This is a genomic window from Streptomyces sp. NPDC028907 (assembly GCF_055564995.1).
This window is the reverse complement of sequence record NZ_JBVHVE010000018.1, coordinates 60,291-77,268: the sequence shown is the minus strand read 5'-3', so window position 1 is coordinate 77,268 and position 16,978 is coordinate 60,291. Positions and strand designations below refer to the sequence as shown.

Below are 16,978 nucleotides of genomic sequence, written 5' to 3'. Positions count from 1 at the left end.
CCCGCATCAGGAGGTCGTGGCTGCTCACCCGCTCTGTCGATGGCACAGGAGCGCCGGTCGGGCCGGGTGAGGTGGCTGATTGTCAGTGCCATCGGGTTGCATGGAGGCATGAACAATCTGGAGCTCCGCGCTGAAGCCGATGCCATCCTCGCCGAGCTCGTCGGAGCCCAGGAGGGCTCGGCGCGGCTGCGTGAGGACCAGTGGCAGGCCGTGGCGGCTCTGGTGGAGGACCGCCGACGCGCCCTGGTGGTGCAGCGCACCGGCTGGGGCAAGTCGGCGGTGTACTTCGTCGCCACCGCCCTGCTGCGCCGAAGGGGCGCCGGCCCGACGGTGATCGTCTCCCCGCTGCTGGCGCTGATGCGCAACCAGGTCGAGTCGGCGGCCCGGGCCGGCATTCAGGCGCGGACCATCAACTCGGCCAACCCCGAGGAGTGGGACACGATCTACGAGGAGGTCGAGCGCGGTGAGACCGACGTTCTCCTCGTGAGCCCGGAGCGCCTCAATTCCGTTGATTTCCGCGAGCAGTTGCTGCCCAAGCTCGCTGCCACGACGGGCCTACTGGTGGTCGACGAGGCACACTGCATCTCCGACTGGGGCCATGATTTCCGGCCCGACTACCGCCGGCTCCGCGCGATGCTCGCTGCGCTGGCCCCCGGGGTTCCGGTGCTGGCGACCACGGCGACCGCCAACGCGCGCGTGACGGCGGACGTGGCCGAGCAACTGGGCACCGGCGCCGGTGAGGCCCTGGTGCTGCGCGGTTCGCTGGAGCGGGAGAGCCTGCGGCTGGGTGTGGTCCAGCTGCCGGACGCCGCACACCGTCTGGCCTGGCTGGCCGAGCACCTGGACGAGTTGCAGGGTTCCGGGATCATCTACACGCTCACCGTGGCCGCGGCCGAGGAGGCCACCGCCTTCCTACGGCAGCGCGGCTTCCACGTGGCCTCGTACACGGGGCGCACGGAGAACGCCGACCGGCTGCAGGCCGAGGCCGACCTGTTGGCGAACCGGGTCAAGGCGCTGGTCGCCACGTCGGCGCTGGGCATGGGGTTCGACAAGCCGGACCTGGGCTTCGTGGTGCACCTTGGCTCGCCGTCCTCGCCGATCGCCTACTACCAGCAGGTCGGTCGCGCCGGCCGCGGTGTCGAGCACGCCGATGTGCTGTTGCTGCCCGGCAAGGAGGACGAGGCCATCTGGCGCTACTTCGCCGATACGGCCTTCCCACCCGAGGCGCAGGTCAGGCAGACGCTCTCGGCCCTGGCCGACGCGGGACGACCGTTGTCCGCGCCCGCCCTGGAGGCGGCGGTGGATCTTCGGCGGACCCGGCTGGAGATCATGCTCAAGGTCCTCGACGTGGACGGGGCGGTCAAGCGGGTCAAGGGCGGCTGGATCTCCACCGGCGAAGAGTGGATCTACGACTCCGAGCGGTACGCATGGGTGGCCCGGCAGCGGACGGCCGAGCAGCAGGCCATGCGGGAGTACGTGAGCACGTCCGGGTGCCGGATGGAGTTCCTGCGCCGGCAGCTGGACGACGAGGGGGCAGCCCCATGCGGTCGCTGTGACAACTGCGCGGGCACCTGGATCGCGTCGTCCGTCTCGGCGGAGGCGTTGACAGGGGCGGCGAAGGAGCTCGATCGCCCCGGCGTGGAGGTCGAGCCGCGCCGGATGTGGCCGACGGGGATGCCCGCCCTGGGCATCGACCTCAAGGGACGTATCCCGGCGAAGGAGCAGTGCTCCACCGGGCGGGCCCTGGGACGGCTGTCGGACATCGGCTGGGGCAACCGCCTGCGCCCCCTGCTGGCCGAGACCGCGACCGACATCCCGGTCCCCGACGACGTCCTTCAAGCCGCGGTCGCGGTGCTCGCCGACTGGTCGCGCTCACCGGGCGGCTGGGCGCCGAACGTCCCGGACGCCTCCGCCCGGCCGGTGGGAGTCGTTGCCGTACCGTCCCTGGCCCGTCCGCAACTGGTCGCTTCCCTCGCCCAGGGCATCGCCGGCATCGGCCGCCTGCCCTACCTGGGAACCCTGACCTACACGGGGCCGAGCGGAGCCCACGCGGCACGACGGAGCAACTCCGCCCAACGCCTGCGCTCACTGTCCGGCGCGTTCACCGTCTCCGAGGAACTGGCCGGTGCCCTGGCGAGTTCCCCGGGACCCGTCCTGCTCGTGGACGACTACACCGACTCCGGCTGGACCCTCGCCGTCGCGGCCCGGTTGCTTCGCCGGGCAGGCAGTGGAGAAGTTCTTCCGTTGGTTCTCGCTGCGGCGGGGTGACCTCGCAGAGAGGTGTCATCGAAAGATGAGGACTGGGGCCGAACTCGCTTGCTGACGTGTGCGGCTGGACGCTCGCCACCACTTGCGCTGGAAAGGGTGAGTGGACGGGACCGGTGGGTTGCGCGGGGTGCCGGTCGAACCTGACGCAACTGTCCATGGTGGGCCCGTTGTCGTGACCCTGATCGGACTTATCCACAGGGCAAAGCGGAACTTCGTGATCCGGGAGATCGTCTTCGCATGACGAATCACAGCGACACCACCGGATCTCCTGAGCGCGACGACAATCCGGGCGGCGAGCCCCACCTCGCTCCTGGAGCAACGGACCCGAACGACACGTCTGCGATGCACGACGTGCCTGGCGGACCCGACGAAGACCACGGACGCCCGCGGCAAGTGGCCCAACTCGACTGCACCCCGCACGAAGCGCACCTGCCCGAGCACCAGGTCACCCTGCGCACCCCGGCCGAACTGGCCGACGCTGTGCCCTATCTCCTCGGATACCGCCCCGAGGACAGCATCGTGCTCGTCGCGCTGCACGACAGGGCGGGGCGCGGCAGGTTCGGCGGCCGGGCCCGGCTCGGCATCCCCGCGAGTGCGGACGACTGGGACTCCGCTGCCACGCAGCTGGCCCATGGGCTGGTGACGGGCAGCGAGCGCAGGGGAGCCCGGCCGGAGCAGATGGTCGCTTTCCTCTGCCAGGAACCGGCGAGGGGCGAGACGGGTCGACAGGTCATGGAACGGCTGCGACCGCTCGCCCAGAAGATGCGTGTCGCATGCGGCAGCCTGGACGTGCCGGTGATCGAGGCGCTCTGCATTTCGGACGGTCGATTCTGGTCGTACTGCTGCGATCGAGCCGAGTGCTGCCCGCCCGAGGGCCGCCCCATGGGCCTGCCCGGAACGTCCGTGCTGGCCGCAGCGGCCACGTACGCCGGAGTCCAGGTACGCGGCACGCTGCGCGAGTTGCGTGCCAGGCTGCTGCCCCTTGAGACCGCTGCCGCCCTGGAGCAGGAGACCGCTCTGGACAGGGCCGGCCTGGCGCTGGTCTCCCGGATCCTCGACGACGCGACCCGCGGAGGTGTGGCCCAGGAGACACTCGAACTGGCCGAGCGAATCATGGGCCGGTTCGCTGTGGCGCCGCCCCTTTCCGGGACGCTCACGTCGGATCTCCGGGACGACGAACTACTCGGGCATGACGAGGCCGCGAGGCTGATTCTGGGTCTGCAGGACCGTGCGACCCGTGACCGTGCGGCCGAGTGGATGGAGGGCGACGAGGCCGGCCCCGCCCTCCGGCTGTGGCGGGCATTGGCCCGCCGCTGTGTCGGTCCGTACAGCGAGCACGCGGCGGCGCCCCTCACCCTCGCCGGCTGGGTCGCCTGGTCCACCGGCGACGATCTGGAGGCCCGAGAAGCCCTTGCCATGGCACTCGGCGCGGATCGCGACTACCTCTTCGCCCGTCTACTGCACCAAGCCTGCAACGAGGGCTTGGATCCCGAGTCGATCCGCCGCTGCTTGCGTTCGGAACGCGAGGGACGGGAGGGACCAGAGGAACGCCAGTGGCCTGAGGGACATGAGCCTGAGGGACGTGCGGGCCGCGAGGAATCTCAGGGGCGCCAGGAGCTCAAGGGACGCCAGGGGCCTGAAGAGGTGGCTGCCGGGCCTCATGGCAAGCCGGAGGGCGTCGAAGAGCCGCTGCGGGAGGAAGCTGTGAAGTCCGCGATGAACTCCGCCGGTGATTCTCACCCGTCCCGGCACCCCCGGCGTTCGACCGGCAGTCACCATCGGGCCGCGAGGGCTGCCGCGCGAGCGCAGAAGTCGAGCATCCCCCGCCCCCGTGCCGCAGCGAGGACCCACCCTGCTGCCCCGCGGCCGGGCGCCACGGTTCCCCGCGGTTCGAGGGGCACGGCTCCGCGTACGCCGAGGAAGGGCGCCGTTCGTCGTAGTGAGCCCCGTCCGGACAGCGCGCGTCCTGCCGGCGCAGGGGGCGAGGGGGATGCGTGAGCGCTCGCGGCAGAGCGGCGGCCCCTCGTGCCGTCGGGGGCACAGCTCCGGTGGGCGGCACGGTGACCCGCGCCGTGGAGGGCACGGCAGCGACCGCGCATGCGCCACCGCCACGCATTGCCTCTGCCAGTCCGGCGGACGTGCTGAAAGGGGCGGTCCTTCGCCGGGGTTACCACGCCCCGGGCGTGACCTGGTGGGATCCCTCCCCGTTCACCTGAGTGGCGGAACGCCTGAACCGGCCGTGCCGCCGCATCGCCCCGGTCACTCCCGGGGCCCCAGCCGGCGCCGCACACGCCCGAGGCGCACAGAGCGCAGAGGAAGCCGCCCCATGCCACAGCCGACCCCGGTGCCACCGCAGACTCAGACCTCACCGACCACCGACGATCGCTCTACAGCCGGTGGGTCGGTCCCGTCCCAGAGGTTGGACACGGGGCTGCCGCCGTCCACGGGAGGTGCGGGGCGGCACGCTCCCAGGCCGCTGCAGGATGCTCCTCGCCGGTCCGATCAGCCGAATCGGCCGACGGACCAGAGCCGGGCGTCGCCCTCGTCACCCACGAGCCCGCACACGGCAGCGCCGACATCAGCCGAGCCTGCACGGCGCTTCGCCCAGCCCCAGGACACCCCCTCGTCGGCTCAGCCGTCGACCGCGCTGCGGTTCGCCGACCTGCCGCCCAGCCACAACGCGCTGATCTGTGTCGCCCTGCCGGGCCTCGCCATCTCCACGGACCAGGGGCAGTTGACCGGCCGGGGACTCGACGGGTTCTACCGCGCGGGCCGACGTGTGCTCTCGCGCTGCCAGATCCGTGTGGCCGGACGCGAACCGCTCGCGGTCCAGGCCAGGATGACGGCGGCCGACCGCGCCCGCTTCGTGGGCACGCTGCGCAGCTCCCCACAGGCGGGCCCGGACCCGGACGTCGTCGTCGAGCGAACCCGCCAGGCGGACGGCATCGAGCGGATCACGCTGCACAGCGCGGCGGTCCGGCCCCTGCGCCTGCCGGTCGAGGTCGCCCTGGGCACGGACCTGGCCGACCTCGGCGCCATCGCGTGCGGCAGCCCCGGGCCGGAACTCCCCGCCACCGTGCACGACTCCGGCCTGCGCTGGTCGTCCGCCAGGGGCAGCTCGCTTGTGACGGCCGACCCGCCACCCGCCGACGCGCTGGCCTCCGCGGGGCTGCTGCGGTGGGTGTTCGCGCTTCCTCCGAGCGGCAGCGTGAGCATCGAGCTGAGGGTGCTGCCGGACGGAGCCGGCCCCGTGCGCGCCGCAGGCCGAGCAGCGACCAGCCCGCTGGCGACGGCGCGGGCGGCCGGAGACGATCCCGGGGTGGAGGCGTTGTTGCGGACGAGCATCGAGGACCTCCAGGCCCTTCTGTTGCGCGACCCCGCCCACCCCTCCGATGTCCACTTGGCCGCAGGGGCACCGTGGCGCTGCGGCCTGGCCCCGGCCGAGGCCCTCGCCGCGGCCCGCATGGCCCTGCCGCTGGGCACCCGGCTCGCCGCAGGCACGCTGCGCACCCTCGCCCGCACGCAACTCCCGCTCCAGGGAACGCAGTCCGGCATGATCCCCGCGCCGATACGGGACGCAGGCACGCATCTGCCACCGGGCTGCACGGGCACGGAGGCCACGCTGCTCTTCCCCGCCCTGCTCGCGGAGGCCCGACGCTGGGGGCTGCCCGAACCGGAGATCGAAGAACTCCTCCCGGCTGCCGAGCGCTGTCTGACCTGGCTGCGGGCCACGGTGGGCGATGGAACCTACCTGCCCGACCCGCACCCCGGAGGCCCTGTCCGCTGCGAGACCCAGGCCCACGCCCATCGCGCCGCGCTGCTCGGAGCCGATCTGCTCGACGCCTGCGGCAGACCGGGCGGTGCGGGGCTGCGGCAGTGGGCCGGGGCGCTGCGGACGGCGTTCCGCGCCGAGTTCTGGCTCGACGACCTGAGCGGCGGTCGGCCCGCGGCTGCCCGAGCCCCGGACGGGCGTGTCGTGCCGCATCTGGGCGCCGCCGCCGTCCACCTCCTCGACACCGGTCTGCTGGGCGGGGGCGAACAGGCGCCCGGCCTGCTCGACAGGGTGCAGACCGAACAGCTCGCCCGGCTGTTCGGCGGCCCGGCCATGGACTCGGGCTGGGGCCTTCGTGGACTGGGTGTGAAGGAGACGGGGCACAGCCCGTTCGGGCACCGCAGTGGCGCCGTTCGGGTACACGAGACCGCGCTCGCCGTCGCGGGGCTGGCCACGGCCGGTTACGAGAAGGAGGCGAGCGGACTGCTGCGGGGCGTACTCGCGGCCGCGGCCGCGTTCAGACACCGGCTGCCCGACATGTATGCGGGAGAGCGACGCAGGGACGGCGGCGCCCCCCTCCCGCATCCGGCGGCCTGCCGCCCCGCGGCCACCGCGGCGGCAGCCGGAGTGCTGCTGTTGACCACGCTCGCGGGTATCCGCCCGGACGCTCCGGCGGGGACGGTCATGCTCCGCCCCGTGCGCAGCGCACCGCTCGGCGAGATCGTCCTGACGGGCCTCCGGGTCGCCGGCGCACCCTTCTCCGTACGGGTCAGCCGGCTGGGACTCGCCATGGTCGAGGAGGCTGCCGACGGGCTGCAACTGCGAGCGTGACCTCGTACGACGCCCTGGGGTGCGAGCGCACGCGGGGGTGGTCAGGCCCATACCGGGCCGAATTGGATCAGCCATCGATGCGACCGGCGAAGGGAGTGTTTATCGTCAAGCAGACGACTATGATCGCGGCATGCCCTACGACCCGTCAGCCTTTCCGCCCTTTGCCGTCACCGTGGACCTGGTCGTGCTGACCGTGCGCCGCCACGCCCTGTGCGCGCTGGCGGTGCGCAGGGGCGAACCGCCGTTCCAGGGGCGCTGGGCACTGCCCGGTGGGTTCGTACGGGCCGACGAGGACCTGTCGCAGGCCGCAGCGCGTGAGTTGGCCGAGGAGACGGGGCTGCGTGCCCACGACCCCGCCGTCCCCGCGCAGGACAACGGCGCTCACCTGGAGCAGCTCGCGACTTACGGTGACCCCAAGCGGGATCCCCGGATGAGGGTGGTCAGTGTTGCCCACTTGGCGCTGGCTCCTGATCTGCCGGCACCTCGCGCCGGAGGCGACGCCAGCAACGCCCGCTGGGCGCCGGTCGACGAACTCCTGAAGCAGGGCGGCTATGGCCGCGACGGCGAACCGGTCGCGCCGCTCGCCTTCGACCACGCGCAGATCCTGGCCGACGGGGTGGAGCGTGCCCGCTCCAAGATCGAGTACTCGTCGCTGGCCACGGCGTTCTGCCCCACCGAGTTCACCGTCGGAGAGCTGCGCCGGGTCTACGAGGCGGTGTGGGGCGTCGCGCTCGACCCGCGCAACTTCCACCGCAAGGTGACGGGTACACCGGGCTTCCTCGTCCCCACCGGCGGCACCACCACTCGCCAGGGTGGCCGCCCCGCCCAGCTCTTCCGGGCCGGCGGCGCCACGCTGCTCAACCCGCCGATGCTGCGCCCCGAGGTCTGACACGAGGGGCCGGGCCGCGGCACAGGTCCGGACGCGAACCGATGCCGATCCGGGCTCAGTGGGGCGCAAGTTCATGCTCGCTCCGTGCTCGGGACGAAGGCCGCAGGACCCCGCCGGACCGATTCCAGCCGCTGCAGCGGGCCTTGCCCTACCCGAAAAAACGGACATAGCGCGCTATCTTGCTGCGAGTGATCCAGGCCATCGGACTGACCAGCGACCCTCGCAAGGAGCTTCCCCCCGCCGTCGACGACGTCTCCTTCGAGGCGCGCGCCGGACGCATCACCGCGCTGCTCGGCGCGTCGGGAGCGGGCAAGACGACGGTGCTCAGACTCATGCTCGAACTCCAACGCGGCCGTGGTATCACCTACTTCAGAGGCCGCCCCCTGCACCGCATCGCCCACCCCTCGCGCGAGGTCGGCGTGCTTCTCGGCGACCTTCCCGGCCACCCGTCACGCACCGTCCGCGGCCACCTGCGCATGCTCTGCGCCGCCGCGGGCGTGCCGGCCCGGCGCGCCGACGAAGTCCTGGAGGTCGTCGGACTCGTCAGCCTGCGCGAGGAACGCCTGGGCACCCTCTCGCGCGGCATGGACCGCCGCCTCGGCCTTGCCTGCGCACTGCTGTCCGACCCGCACACCCTCGTGCTCGACGACCCCGCGGGCGGGCTCTCGGCCCGCGAGAGCCGTTGGCTGTACGGCATGCTCCGCGCGCACGCCGCCCAGGGCGGCACGGTACTGCTGACCACGGCCGACCCGAAGCAGGCCGCTCGCACCGCCGACCGGGTCGTCACGCTTCAGCGCGGCAGGCTGATCGCCGACCAGGAGGCCGCCGACTTCGCCCGTACCCGGCTGCGCCCGCGCGTCGCCGTGCGCACCCCGCATGCCTCGCGCCTCGCCGCCCTGCTCACCAAGGAGGCGCGCGCCGCCCACCGCTCCGTCGAGGTCGTACGCGAGAGCGGCAACCGCCTCTCCGTGTACGGCAGTACATGTGCCGACGTCGGCGAGACCGCGTTTCGTCATGGCATCCTCGTGCATCAACTCGCCGACGAGATCGGGGACATGGGGCCGGAGACCGAGGCGGGCACCCGCACGGCGCAGCCACGGGCCCGCGAGGTGCCCCAGGCGCCCGGTGCCGCGTTGGCCACCGCCGGTGGCCGCGGGCGCAAAGCCACGCCGTCGGTGCCGGAAGGAGGGTCCACCTCGACCGACGATCCCGCGGCCACGAGCAAGGCGCCGCAGACGCCGGGCCGAGAGCCGGCCCCGGCAGATGCGCGGGATGCCACCGGAGGGCAGCAGGCGTCGGCGGAGGTTCCGCAGGCGCGGGCGGGCGGTCCACGCCCGACCGACGCGACCACGGGCGGCTCTCGCGCGTCGGGGGCCGGTTCGCGCTCGTCGAGCTCTTCCGCCGTCCCTCTTCCCGATCTCCCGCCCCCGATCTCCGTCCGCCCCGCCCCCAGCCCCCTCCGCCCCCTGCGCTACGAGCTCCGTCGCGCCATCGGTGTCGGCGCGAGCTTCGCCACCGGTGCAGCCGTACTCGTGGTGTCCGCCCTCACCGCCGTACTGCTGGCACGCGTCGGGCACACGCCGCAGCACCGCCTGATGGCGGCCTGGCCGCAGCAGCTGCCGCTGCCGCCCGCGGCGCTCGGTGCCGGGCTGCTCGGTGCGGTCGCGTTCGGCGACGAGTTCCGCCACCCCGCCCTGGCCGCGGATCGCGGCACCGTCCCCCGCCGGCTGGGACTGCTGGCCGCGAAACTCCTCGTCGCCTCCGCCACCGCGCTGGTGCTGGCCGTCCTCACCGTGGGCTGCGACACCGAAGTGCTCTACCTCGTCTACGGACCGGAGCTCGCGGAAGTTCCCGCCGACTGGCTCGGGCTGGGCGCGAGTTGGATCGGGCTCCTGGTCGGCTGTGCCTGGGCCGGCGTGCTTGCCGCGGGTCTGTTCCGGTCCACCACGGCCGGGCTCGCCGCGGTTGTCGCCGTACCCGTCGTCGTCGTACCACTCGTACAGAAGGCCTTCGAAGGGCCGTCTGTGCGGACGGCGGCCGGGTTTCCGCTGCGGCTGCGGGAGCTGCTGCTCTCGCAGTGGCCGTTCGGGGGAGAGCGATATCTGGAAGCCGCCGCGCGCGTGGTCGCCCAACCTGTCGGCGGCGCCCTGACGTTGTCGCTCACCGCCCTGCTCTGCGCATATGTCCTCACTACCCTGCGGAGCAGGGTCAGATGACAGCCGTCCCCGCCGCTCCCGGTCCTGCCGTCCGCACAACTCCCCGGGGAAAGCCCATTTCTTTCCGATAAGGCGTCAATTGCGACGGGGTGAGCGATCACCCTTTCGTGTGCTTTTCACCAAAGACCTCAAGGGAGTTGAGGACGGCGCCGACAAAGGATCCGTGAGTACCCTTGCGCACACCATGATGACCGCCGCCCGCGCCGCCGACTCCGGTCTTGCCGGCCCGGGCGATCTCGACCGCTACCCCTACGCCGAGGCCACCGTCGCCGACCGCGTCGGAGCCCCTGCCTGGGACGGCGCGGAGCCGGAACTGGGCCGTGTGGGCCGCCGCGCCGCGGGCAGCCGCGGACGCGGGCTGCACGGCCAACTCGTCCAGCAGCTGGGCCAGATGATCGTTTCGGGCGACCTGGGCGCCGACCGCCCGCTGGTGCCCGAGGAGATCGGCCAGCGCTTCGAGGTCTCCCGCACCGTCGTCCGCGAGTCGCTCCGTGTCCTGGAGGCCAAGGGCCTGGTCAGCGCCCGTCCGAACGTCGGCACGCGCGTGCGCCCCGTCAGCGACTGGAACCTCCTCGACCCGGACATCATCGAGTGGCGGGCCTTCGGGCCGCAGCGCGACGACCAGCGCCGGGAGCTGAGCGAGCTGCGTTGGACGATCGAGCCGCTGGCCGCGCGCCTCGCCGCCGGGCACGGGCGCGACGACGTCCAGCAGCGGCTCGGCGACATGGTCGAGATCATGAGTCACGCGATGGGACAGGGCGACGTCCTCACGTTCTCCCGTGCCGACGCCGAGTTCCACTCGCTGCTCATCCAGGTCGCCGGCAACCGCATGCTGGAGCACCTCTCGGGCATCGTCTCGGCCGCCCTCCAGGTCTCCGGCGGCCCTGTGACCGGCTGTGACCGGCCGAACGAGACGTCGCTGGCGCAGCACAGCAGGATCGTCGACGCCCTCGCCGCCGGCGACGGCGCGGCCGCCGAAGCCGCAATGCGTCAACTGCTCACCGTCCATCCCGAGGTCGAGCGCGTGGTGCCCGCCCCCCGCGAGCACTGACCGCGCCTCCGGGGGCGCGGCCGGGACTGCCTCCCCCTCCTGTGGCAGCACCCGGTCTGAGCGCCCTCTCCCGTCGGACCCGCAGGATCCATCACGGATCCTGCGGGTCCGACGGTGCGACGAGGCCGTGAAAAAAGCCGTACAGTGCTTGGTCCAAGCTGCGGGCGACCCGTTCTGTCCGCGTCTGCCTGCTTTTGATCGGTTACGGGATGTGACTCGGGCCACGCAGATTGGGCGTAACGCTCGGGGAAACAGCGCGATGACCTAAGAGGTGACAGCCGAGGAGGGAATACGGACGCCGCTCAAGGCGCTGTGCATCTTCCCGGCCCCCGCCCGCACCGTCGGCCCGATCCCCCGGCCGGTGGTCGGCTCCTGTCCGCCGTGGACGGGGCCGGAAGCCGTTTTTCAACGTTCCGAGAGGTTGTTCGTGTCGGCCAGCACATCCCGTACGCTCCCGCCGGAGATCGCCGAGTCCGTCTCTGTCATGGCTCTGATTGAGCGGGGAAAGGCTGAGGGGCAGATCGCCGGCGACGATGTGCGTCGGGCCTTCGAAGCTGACCAGATTCCGGCCACTCAGTGGAAGAACGTACTGCGCAGCCTCAACCAGATCCTCGAGGAAGAGGGTGTGACGCTGATGGTCAGTGCCGCGGAGCCCAAGCGCACACGAAAGAGCGTCGCAGCGAAGAGTCCGGCCAAGCGCACCGCCACCAAGACGGTCGCGGCGAAGACGGTGACCACCAAGAAGGCCACCGCCACCGCCACGCCTGCGGCGCCGGTCGCCGACTCCGCCGTCGAGGACGACGCCCCCGCCAAGAAGGCCGCCGCAAAGAAGGCGACGACCGCCAAGAAGGCGGCCGCGAAGAAGACCGTCGCCAAGAAGACGGCGGCCAAGAAGACCACCGCCAAGAAGGACGACGCCGAGATCCTCGAGGACGAGGTGCTCGAGGACGCTCCCAAGGGCGCCGAGGAGCCCGAGGGTGCCGAGAGCGCCGGCTTCGTGCTCTCCGACGAGGACGAGGACGACGCCCCCGCGCAGCAGGTCGCGGCCGCCGGTGCCACCGCCGACCCGGTCAAGGACTACCTCAAGCAGATCGGCAAGGTCCCGCTGCTCAACGCCGAGCAGGAGGTCGAGCTCGCCAAGCGCATCGAGGCCGGTCTCTTCGCCGAGGACAAGCTGGCCAACGCCGACAAGCTCGCCCCCAAGCTCAAGCGCGAGCTGGAGATCATCGCCGAGGACGGCCGCCGCGCCAAGAACCACCTGCTGGAGGCCAACCTCCGTCTGGTGGTCTCCCTGGCCAAGCGCTACACCGGCCGCGGCATGCTCTTCCTGGACCTCATCCAGGAGGGCAACCTCGGTCTGATCCGCGCGGTCGAGAAGTTCGACTACACCAAGGGCTACAAGTTCTCCACGTACGCCACCTGGTGGATCCGTCAGGCCATCACCCGCGCCATGGCCGACCAGGCCCGCACCATCCGTATCCCGGTGCACATGGTCGAGGTCATCAACAAGCTCGCGCGCGTGCAGCGCCAGATGCTCCAGGACCTGGGCCGCGAGCCCACCCCGGAGGAGCTGGCCAAGGAACTCGACATGACCCCCGAGAAGGTCATCGAGGTCCAGAAGTACGGCCGTGAGCCCATCTCCCTGCACACCCCGCTGGGCGAGGACGGCGACAGCGAGTTCGGTGACCTCATCGAGGACTCCGAGGCCGTCGTCCCGGCCGACGCGGTCAGCTTCACGCTTCTGCAGGAGCAGCTGCACTCGGTCCTCGACACCCTGTCCGAGCGCGAGGCGGGCGTCGTCTCGATGCGCTTCGGTCTCACCGACGGTCAGCCGAAGACCCTCGACGAGATCGGCAAGGTGTACGGCGTGACGCGTGAGCGCATCCGCCAGATCGAGTCCAAGACCATGTCGAAGCTGCGCCACCCGTCGCGGTCCCAGGTGCTGCGCGACTACCTCGACTAGGTCGCACCCGTACGACACACAGGGCCCGGTATCCCGAGTGGGGACCGGGCCTTCGTGCTGTCGCGCGGGTGCGGGGCGCGGTGGGCTGAATCACTCTGGGTGTCCCATGACCACTCCAGAGTGAGGAGCGTGCATGCGTCGTCCTTTTGTCCGGGCCCTGGCCCGGCCGCTGGTCCTGGCGGCAGCGGCGGCTGCCATACCGTTGGCGTCGGCCGCCCCGGTGGCTGCCGACAGCGTCGTCGTCGGCGGGTTCCCGGTCGATGTGTCGGACAGCCCATGGACCGTGGCACTGGCCAGCCGTGACCGGTTCGGGGGTATGCGGGCCGGTCAGTTCTGCGTCGGTGTGGCGGTCAGCCGGTCCACGGTGCTCACCGCGGCCCACTGCCTGAGCAAGGAGGTCCTCGGGGCGGCGCCGCAACAGGTGCGCGACCTCAGCGTCATCACGGGCCGTACGGACCTGCTGTCCGGCCGGGGCCAGGAGATCCGGGTCCGCGGCAGCTGGGTGAACCCGGCCTACGACGGTGTCACCAACGCGGGGGACTTCGCTGTGCTCTCCCTCGCCCAGCCGCTTCCCGCGAGCGCGGTCATCGCGATGGCGCGGGCCGGCGATCCCGCCTATCTGCCCGGCACTCCCGCCCTGGTCTACGGCTGGGGGGACGTCACGGGGGCCGGTGACTACCCGCGCAGCCTGCGGGCGGCACGCGTGCACGTACTGCCCGACGCGCTGTGCAGGCAGGCATATCCGGGTGGTGGTGAAGGCAGGTACATGCCGGCCAGCATGGTCTGCGCCGGGGAACAGGAGGGAGGCCGGGACGCCTGTCAGGGCGACAGCGGAGGTCCCCTGGTCGCTCGGGGGAGACTGATCGGCCTTGTGTCCTGGGGCACCGGCTGCGGGCGCGCGGGCAGTCCCGGCGTCTACACGCGGGTGTCCGAGATCCTCAGGACCATGGGGTGGCGGGCCGCGGTGCGTGGGCACCGTGCAGACCGCTGACGGAGGCTGAAGGCCCGCGGGGTATGAGCGCGGGCGGCTGCCCCTGCTCTCAGGGGCGGCCGCCCGTCGACCGGCCTGTGCCGGAAGCTGGCTCGTCGTTAGTGCGAGGTGTCAGCGCTCTTCTTCGGACGCCGATGCGGGAGCGGACGTCAGCCGCTCCGTCTCGTCCTGTATCTCAGCGGCGATCTTCTTGAGTTCCGGCTCGAACTTGCGACCGTGGTGGGCGCAGAAGAGCAGTTCTCCGCCGCTCAGCAGGACGACGCGCACGTACGCCTGGGCGCCGCAACGGTCGCAGCGGTCAGCGGCCGTCAGCGGGCTCGCGGGGGTCAGAACAGTAGTCACGTCGCCTCTTCTCTAGCTCGACGAGCTGTCGTACCAGGGTCAACATCCAACCAGCCCCAAAACGTTCCCGCTCGTGGCTTCACCCAGAGAGAAATTTTTTTCGGGGGCGGCCGACTGCTGCCGGTTTGGCGGCGAATGTGCCGTATTGCGTCGGTGTCTTGCTTACGGTTTCGCGCTGTTGGTCAAGGTCGGTCCTCCCGGCTGGCTTGCCGGTTTGTTCATGAGGACGTGCCCGGAGCCTAAATGGTTCATGCCTGGAAGGGAACGTGATATGTACTTCACCCCATCGAGGGATCGAACATGCATGCGACTCTGGACTAGTCTGTGTTCCGCACGAGGGTGGCGTTACAACGGCTCTACCAGGCCTCGGTACCCTCTTGACGGCGACCGAAGCCGAGCCCTTACCCAACAGGGCGCCACCTGAAATTCAGCGAGGAGCGAACCGCGTGACCGCCGAGACGTCCGTGCCGTCCACAGCGCTGCTGGCAGGAGCAGACCGGGACGGTTCCAACTACACCGCGCGGCACCTGCTCGTCCTCGAGGGGCTCGAGGCCGTACGCAAGCGCCCGGGCATGTACATCGGGTCGACCGACAGCCGCGGTCTGATGCACTGCCTGTGGGAGATCATCGACAACTCCGTCGACGAGGCCCTCGGCGGGTACTGCGACCACATCGAGGTGATCCTCCACGACGACGGGTCCGTGGAGGTCCGGGACAACGGCCGGGGCATCCCGGTCGACGTCGAGCCCAAGACCGGACTGTCCGGCGTTGAGGTCGTCATGACCAAGCTGCACGCCGGCGGCAAGTTCGGCGGCGGCTCGTACGCCGCCTCCGGCGGTCTGCACGGCGTGGGTGCCTCCGTGGTGAACGCCCTGTCCGCGCGGCTGGACGTCGAGGTGGACCGCGGCGGCCACACCCACGCCATCAGCTTCCGGCGGGGCGTGCCCGGAGCCTTCGCCGCCGACGGGGCGAACGCCAAGTTCGAGGCCAAGAGCGGCCTGCGCAAGGTCAAGAAGATCCCCAAGACCCGCAACGGCACGCGCGTGCGGTACTGGGCCGACCGCCAGATCTTCCTCAAGGACGCCAAGCTCTCCCTGGAGAACCTCCACCAGCGCGCCCGCCAGACCGCGTTCCTGGTGCCCGGCCTGACCATCGTCGTCCGCGACGAGTTCGGTCTCGGCGAGGGCGGCAGCAAGGGCGAGGAGTCCTTCCGCTTCGACGGCGGCATCAGCGAGTTCTGCGAGTACCTGGCCACCGACAAGCCGGTCTGCGACGTCCTCCGCTTCGGCGGCCAGGGCACCTTCAAGGAGACCGTCCCGGTCCTGGACGAGCACGGTCAGATGACGCCCACCCAGGTCACCCGTGAACTCGACGTCGATGTCGCGATGCGATGGGGCACGGGGTACGACACGACTCTGAAGTCGTTCGTGAACATCATCGCCACCCCCAAGGGCGGCACCCACGTCGCGGGCTTCGAGACGGCCGTGACCAGCACGATGAACGAGGTGCTGCGCGCCAAGAAGCTGCTGCGCGTCGCCGAGGACGACGTCGTCAAGGACGACGCCCTGGAGGGCCTCACCGCGGTCGTCACGGTCCGCCTCGCCGAGCCGCAGTTCGAGGGCCAGACCAAGGAGGTCCTGGGCACCTCGGCGGCCCGGCGCATCGTGAACACCGTGATCTCCCGGGAGCTCAAGGCGTTCCTGACGTCCACGAAGCGGGACGCCGCGGCCCAGGCCAGGGTCGTCATGGAGAAGGCCGTCGCGGCCGCTCGTACGCGCATCGCGGCCCGCCAGCACAAGGACGCCCAGCGCCGGAAGACCGCCCTGGAGTCCTCGTCGCTGCCCGCCAAGCTCGCCGACTGCCGCAGCGACGACGTCGACCGCAGTGAGCTGTTCATCGTCGAGGGAGACTCCGCGCTCGGCACCGCCAAGCTCGCCCGGAACTCCGAGTTCCAGGCGCTGCTGCCGATCCGCGGCAAGATCCTCAACGTCCAGAAGTCGTCCGTCACCGACATGCTCAAGAACGCCGAGTGCGGCGCGATCATCCAGGTCATAGGAGCGGGCTCCGGCCGGACCTTCGACATCGACGCGGCGCGCTACGGCAAGATCATCATGATGACCGACGCCGATGTGGACGGCTCCCACATCCGGACGCTGCTGCTGACGCTGTTCCAGCGCTACATGCGGCCGATGATCGAGGCCGGCCGGGTGTTCGCCGCGGTGCCGCCGCTGCACCGCATCGAGCTGATCCAGCCCAAGAAGGGGCAGGACAAGTACGTCTACACGTACTCGGACCGTGAACTGCGCGACAAGCTCATGGAGTTCCAGAGCAAGGGCATCCGTTACAAGGATTCCATCCAGCGCTACAAGGGCCTCGGTGAGATGGACGCCGACCAACTGGCCGAGACGACGATGGATCCGCGGCACCGGACCCTGCGCCGGATCAGCCTCACCGACCTGGAGGCCGCCGAGCGGGTCTTCGACCTGCTGATGGGCAACGACGTGGCGCCCCGCAAGGAGTTCATCTCCAGCTCGGCGGCGACGTTGGACCGGTCGCGTATCGACGCGTAGCCGCTGCGCTGGGCTTGGGCCGTGTTTTCGGCCTCGGCTTCGCCTTCGGCACTTGATCCGGGTACCCACCCGCACCGCCGTGCGG

Annotated in this window: 10 protein-coding genes; 9 read left to right on the top strand and 1 reads right to left on the bottom strand. The window is 71.1% G+C overall.

From position 1 onward, the window contains the following. Positions 1-108: 108 nt before the first annotated feature. From ACZ4UU_RS38760 to ACZ4UU_RS38725, 8 genes are all read left to right on the top strand, one after another. The gene (locus tag ACZ4UU_RS38760) at positions 109-2,268 is read left to right on the top strand and encodes a RecQ family ATP-dependent DNA helicase (protein ID WP_471908118.1); all 2,160 of its coding nucleotides are present in this window, start codon (positions 109-111) and stop codon (positions 2,266-2,268) included. 237 nt (positions 2,269-2,505) lie between these two features. Next, a complete protein-coding gene (locus ACZ4UU_RS38755) occupies positions 2,506-4,266 on the top strand; it encodes a DUF4192 domain-containing protein (RefSeq protein ID WP_471908117.1) in 1,761 nt (586 codons plus the stop codon). A gap of 688 nt (positions 4,267-4,954) precedes the next feature. Then, positions 4,955-6,871 carry a glycogen debranching N-terminal domain-containing protein gene (locus tag ACZ4UU_RS38750; RefSeq protein ID WP_471908185.1) on the top strand — a complete coding sequence of 639 codons (1,917 nt, stop codon included), beginning with the start codon at positions 4,955-4,957 and terminating at the stop codon, positions 6,869-6,871. A 130-nt stretch (positions 6,872-7,001) separates the two neighbouring features. Then, on the top strand, positions 7,002-7,760 hold the full coding sequence (locus ACZ4UU_RS38745; RefSeq protein ID WP_062719454.1) for an NUDIX hydrolase: 759 nt from the start codon (positions 7,002-7,004) through the stop codon (positions 7,758-7,760). A 188-nt stretch (positions 7,761-7,948) separates the two neighbouring features. Beyond that, a complete protein-coding gene (locus tag ACZ4UU_RS38740) occupies positions 7,949-9,976 on the top strand; it encodes an ABC transporter ATP-binding protein (protein WP_471908116.1) in 2,028 nt (675 codons plus the stop codon). Positions 9,977-10,139: 163 nt separating this feature from the next. Further along, entirely contained in the window at positions 10,140-11,027 is an 888-nt protein-coding gene (locus tag ACZ4UU_RS38735; RefSeq protein ID WP_471908115.1) for a FadR/GntR family transcriptional regulator, read from the top strand. A 427-nt stretch (positions 11,028-11,454) separates the two neighbouring features. Beyond that, positions 11,455-12,990, top strand: a complete 1,536-nt coding sequence (locus ACZ4UU_RS38730) for an RNA polymerase sigma factor (protein WP_471908114.1) — start codon at positions 11,455-11,457, stop codon at positions 12,988-12,990. A gap of 133 nt (positions 12,991-13,123) precedes the next feature. Further along, entirely contained in the window at positions 13,124-13,981 is an 858-nt protein-coding gene (locus ACZ4UU_RS38725; protein WP_471908113.1) for a serine protease, read from the top strand. 111 nt (positions 13,982-14,092) lie between these two features. Here the strand turns inward: ACZ4UU_RS38725 and ACZ4UU_RS38720 are convergent, their stop codons facing one another. Further along, complete coding sequence (locus ACZ4UU_RS38720; protein ID WP_266961483.1) at positions 14,093-14,323, bottom strand: DUF7455 domain-containing protein; 231 nt, start codon at positions 14,321-14,323, stop codon at positions 14,093-14,095. 446 nt (positions 14,324-14,769) lie between these two features. On the opposite strand from ACZ4UU_RS38720, the gene ACZ4UU_RS38715 reads away from it, so the two are divergent. Beyond that, the gene (locus ACZ4UU_RS38715; protein WP_471908112.1) at positions 14,770-16,893 is read left to right on the top strand and encodes a DNA gyrase/topoisomerase IV subunit B; all 2,124 of its coding nucleotides are present in this window, start codon (positions 14,770-14,772) and stop codon (positions 16,891-16,893) included. Positions 16,894-16,978 lie beyond the last annotated feature (85 nt).

Coding starts and splice junctions, on each gene's coding strand:
- ACZ4UU_RS38760 (WP_471908118.1), top strand. CDS start 109: ATGAACAATCTGGAGCTCCGCGCTGAAGCCGATGCCATCCTCGCCGAG.
- ACZ4UU_RS38755 (WP_471908117.1), top strand. CDS start 2,506: ATGACGAATCACAGCGACACCACCGGATCTCCTGAGCGCGACGACAAT.
- ACZ4UU_RS38745 (WP_062719454.1), top strand. CDS start 7,002: ATGCCCTACGACCCGTCAGCCTTTCCGCCCTTTGCCGTCACCGTGGAC.
- ACZ4UU_RS38725 (WP_471908113.1), top strand. CDS start 13,124: ATGCGTCGTCCTTTTGTCCGGGCCCTGGCCCGGCCGCTGGTCCTGGCG.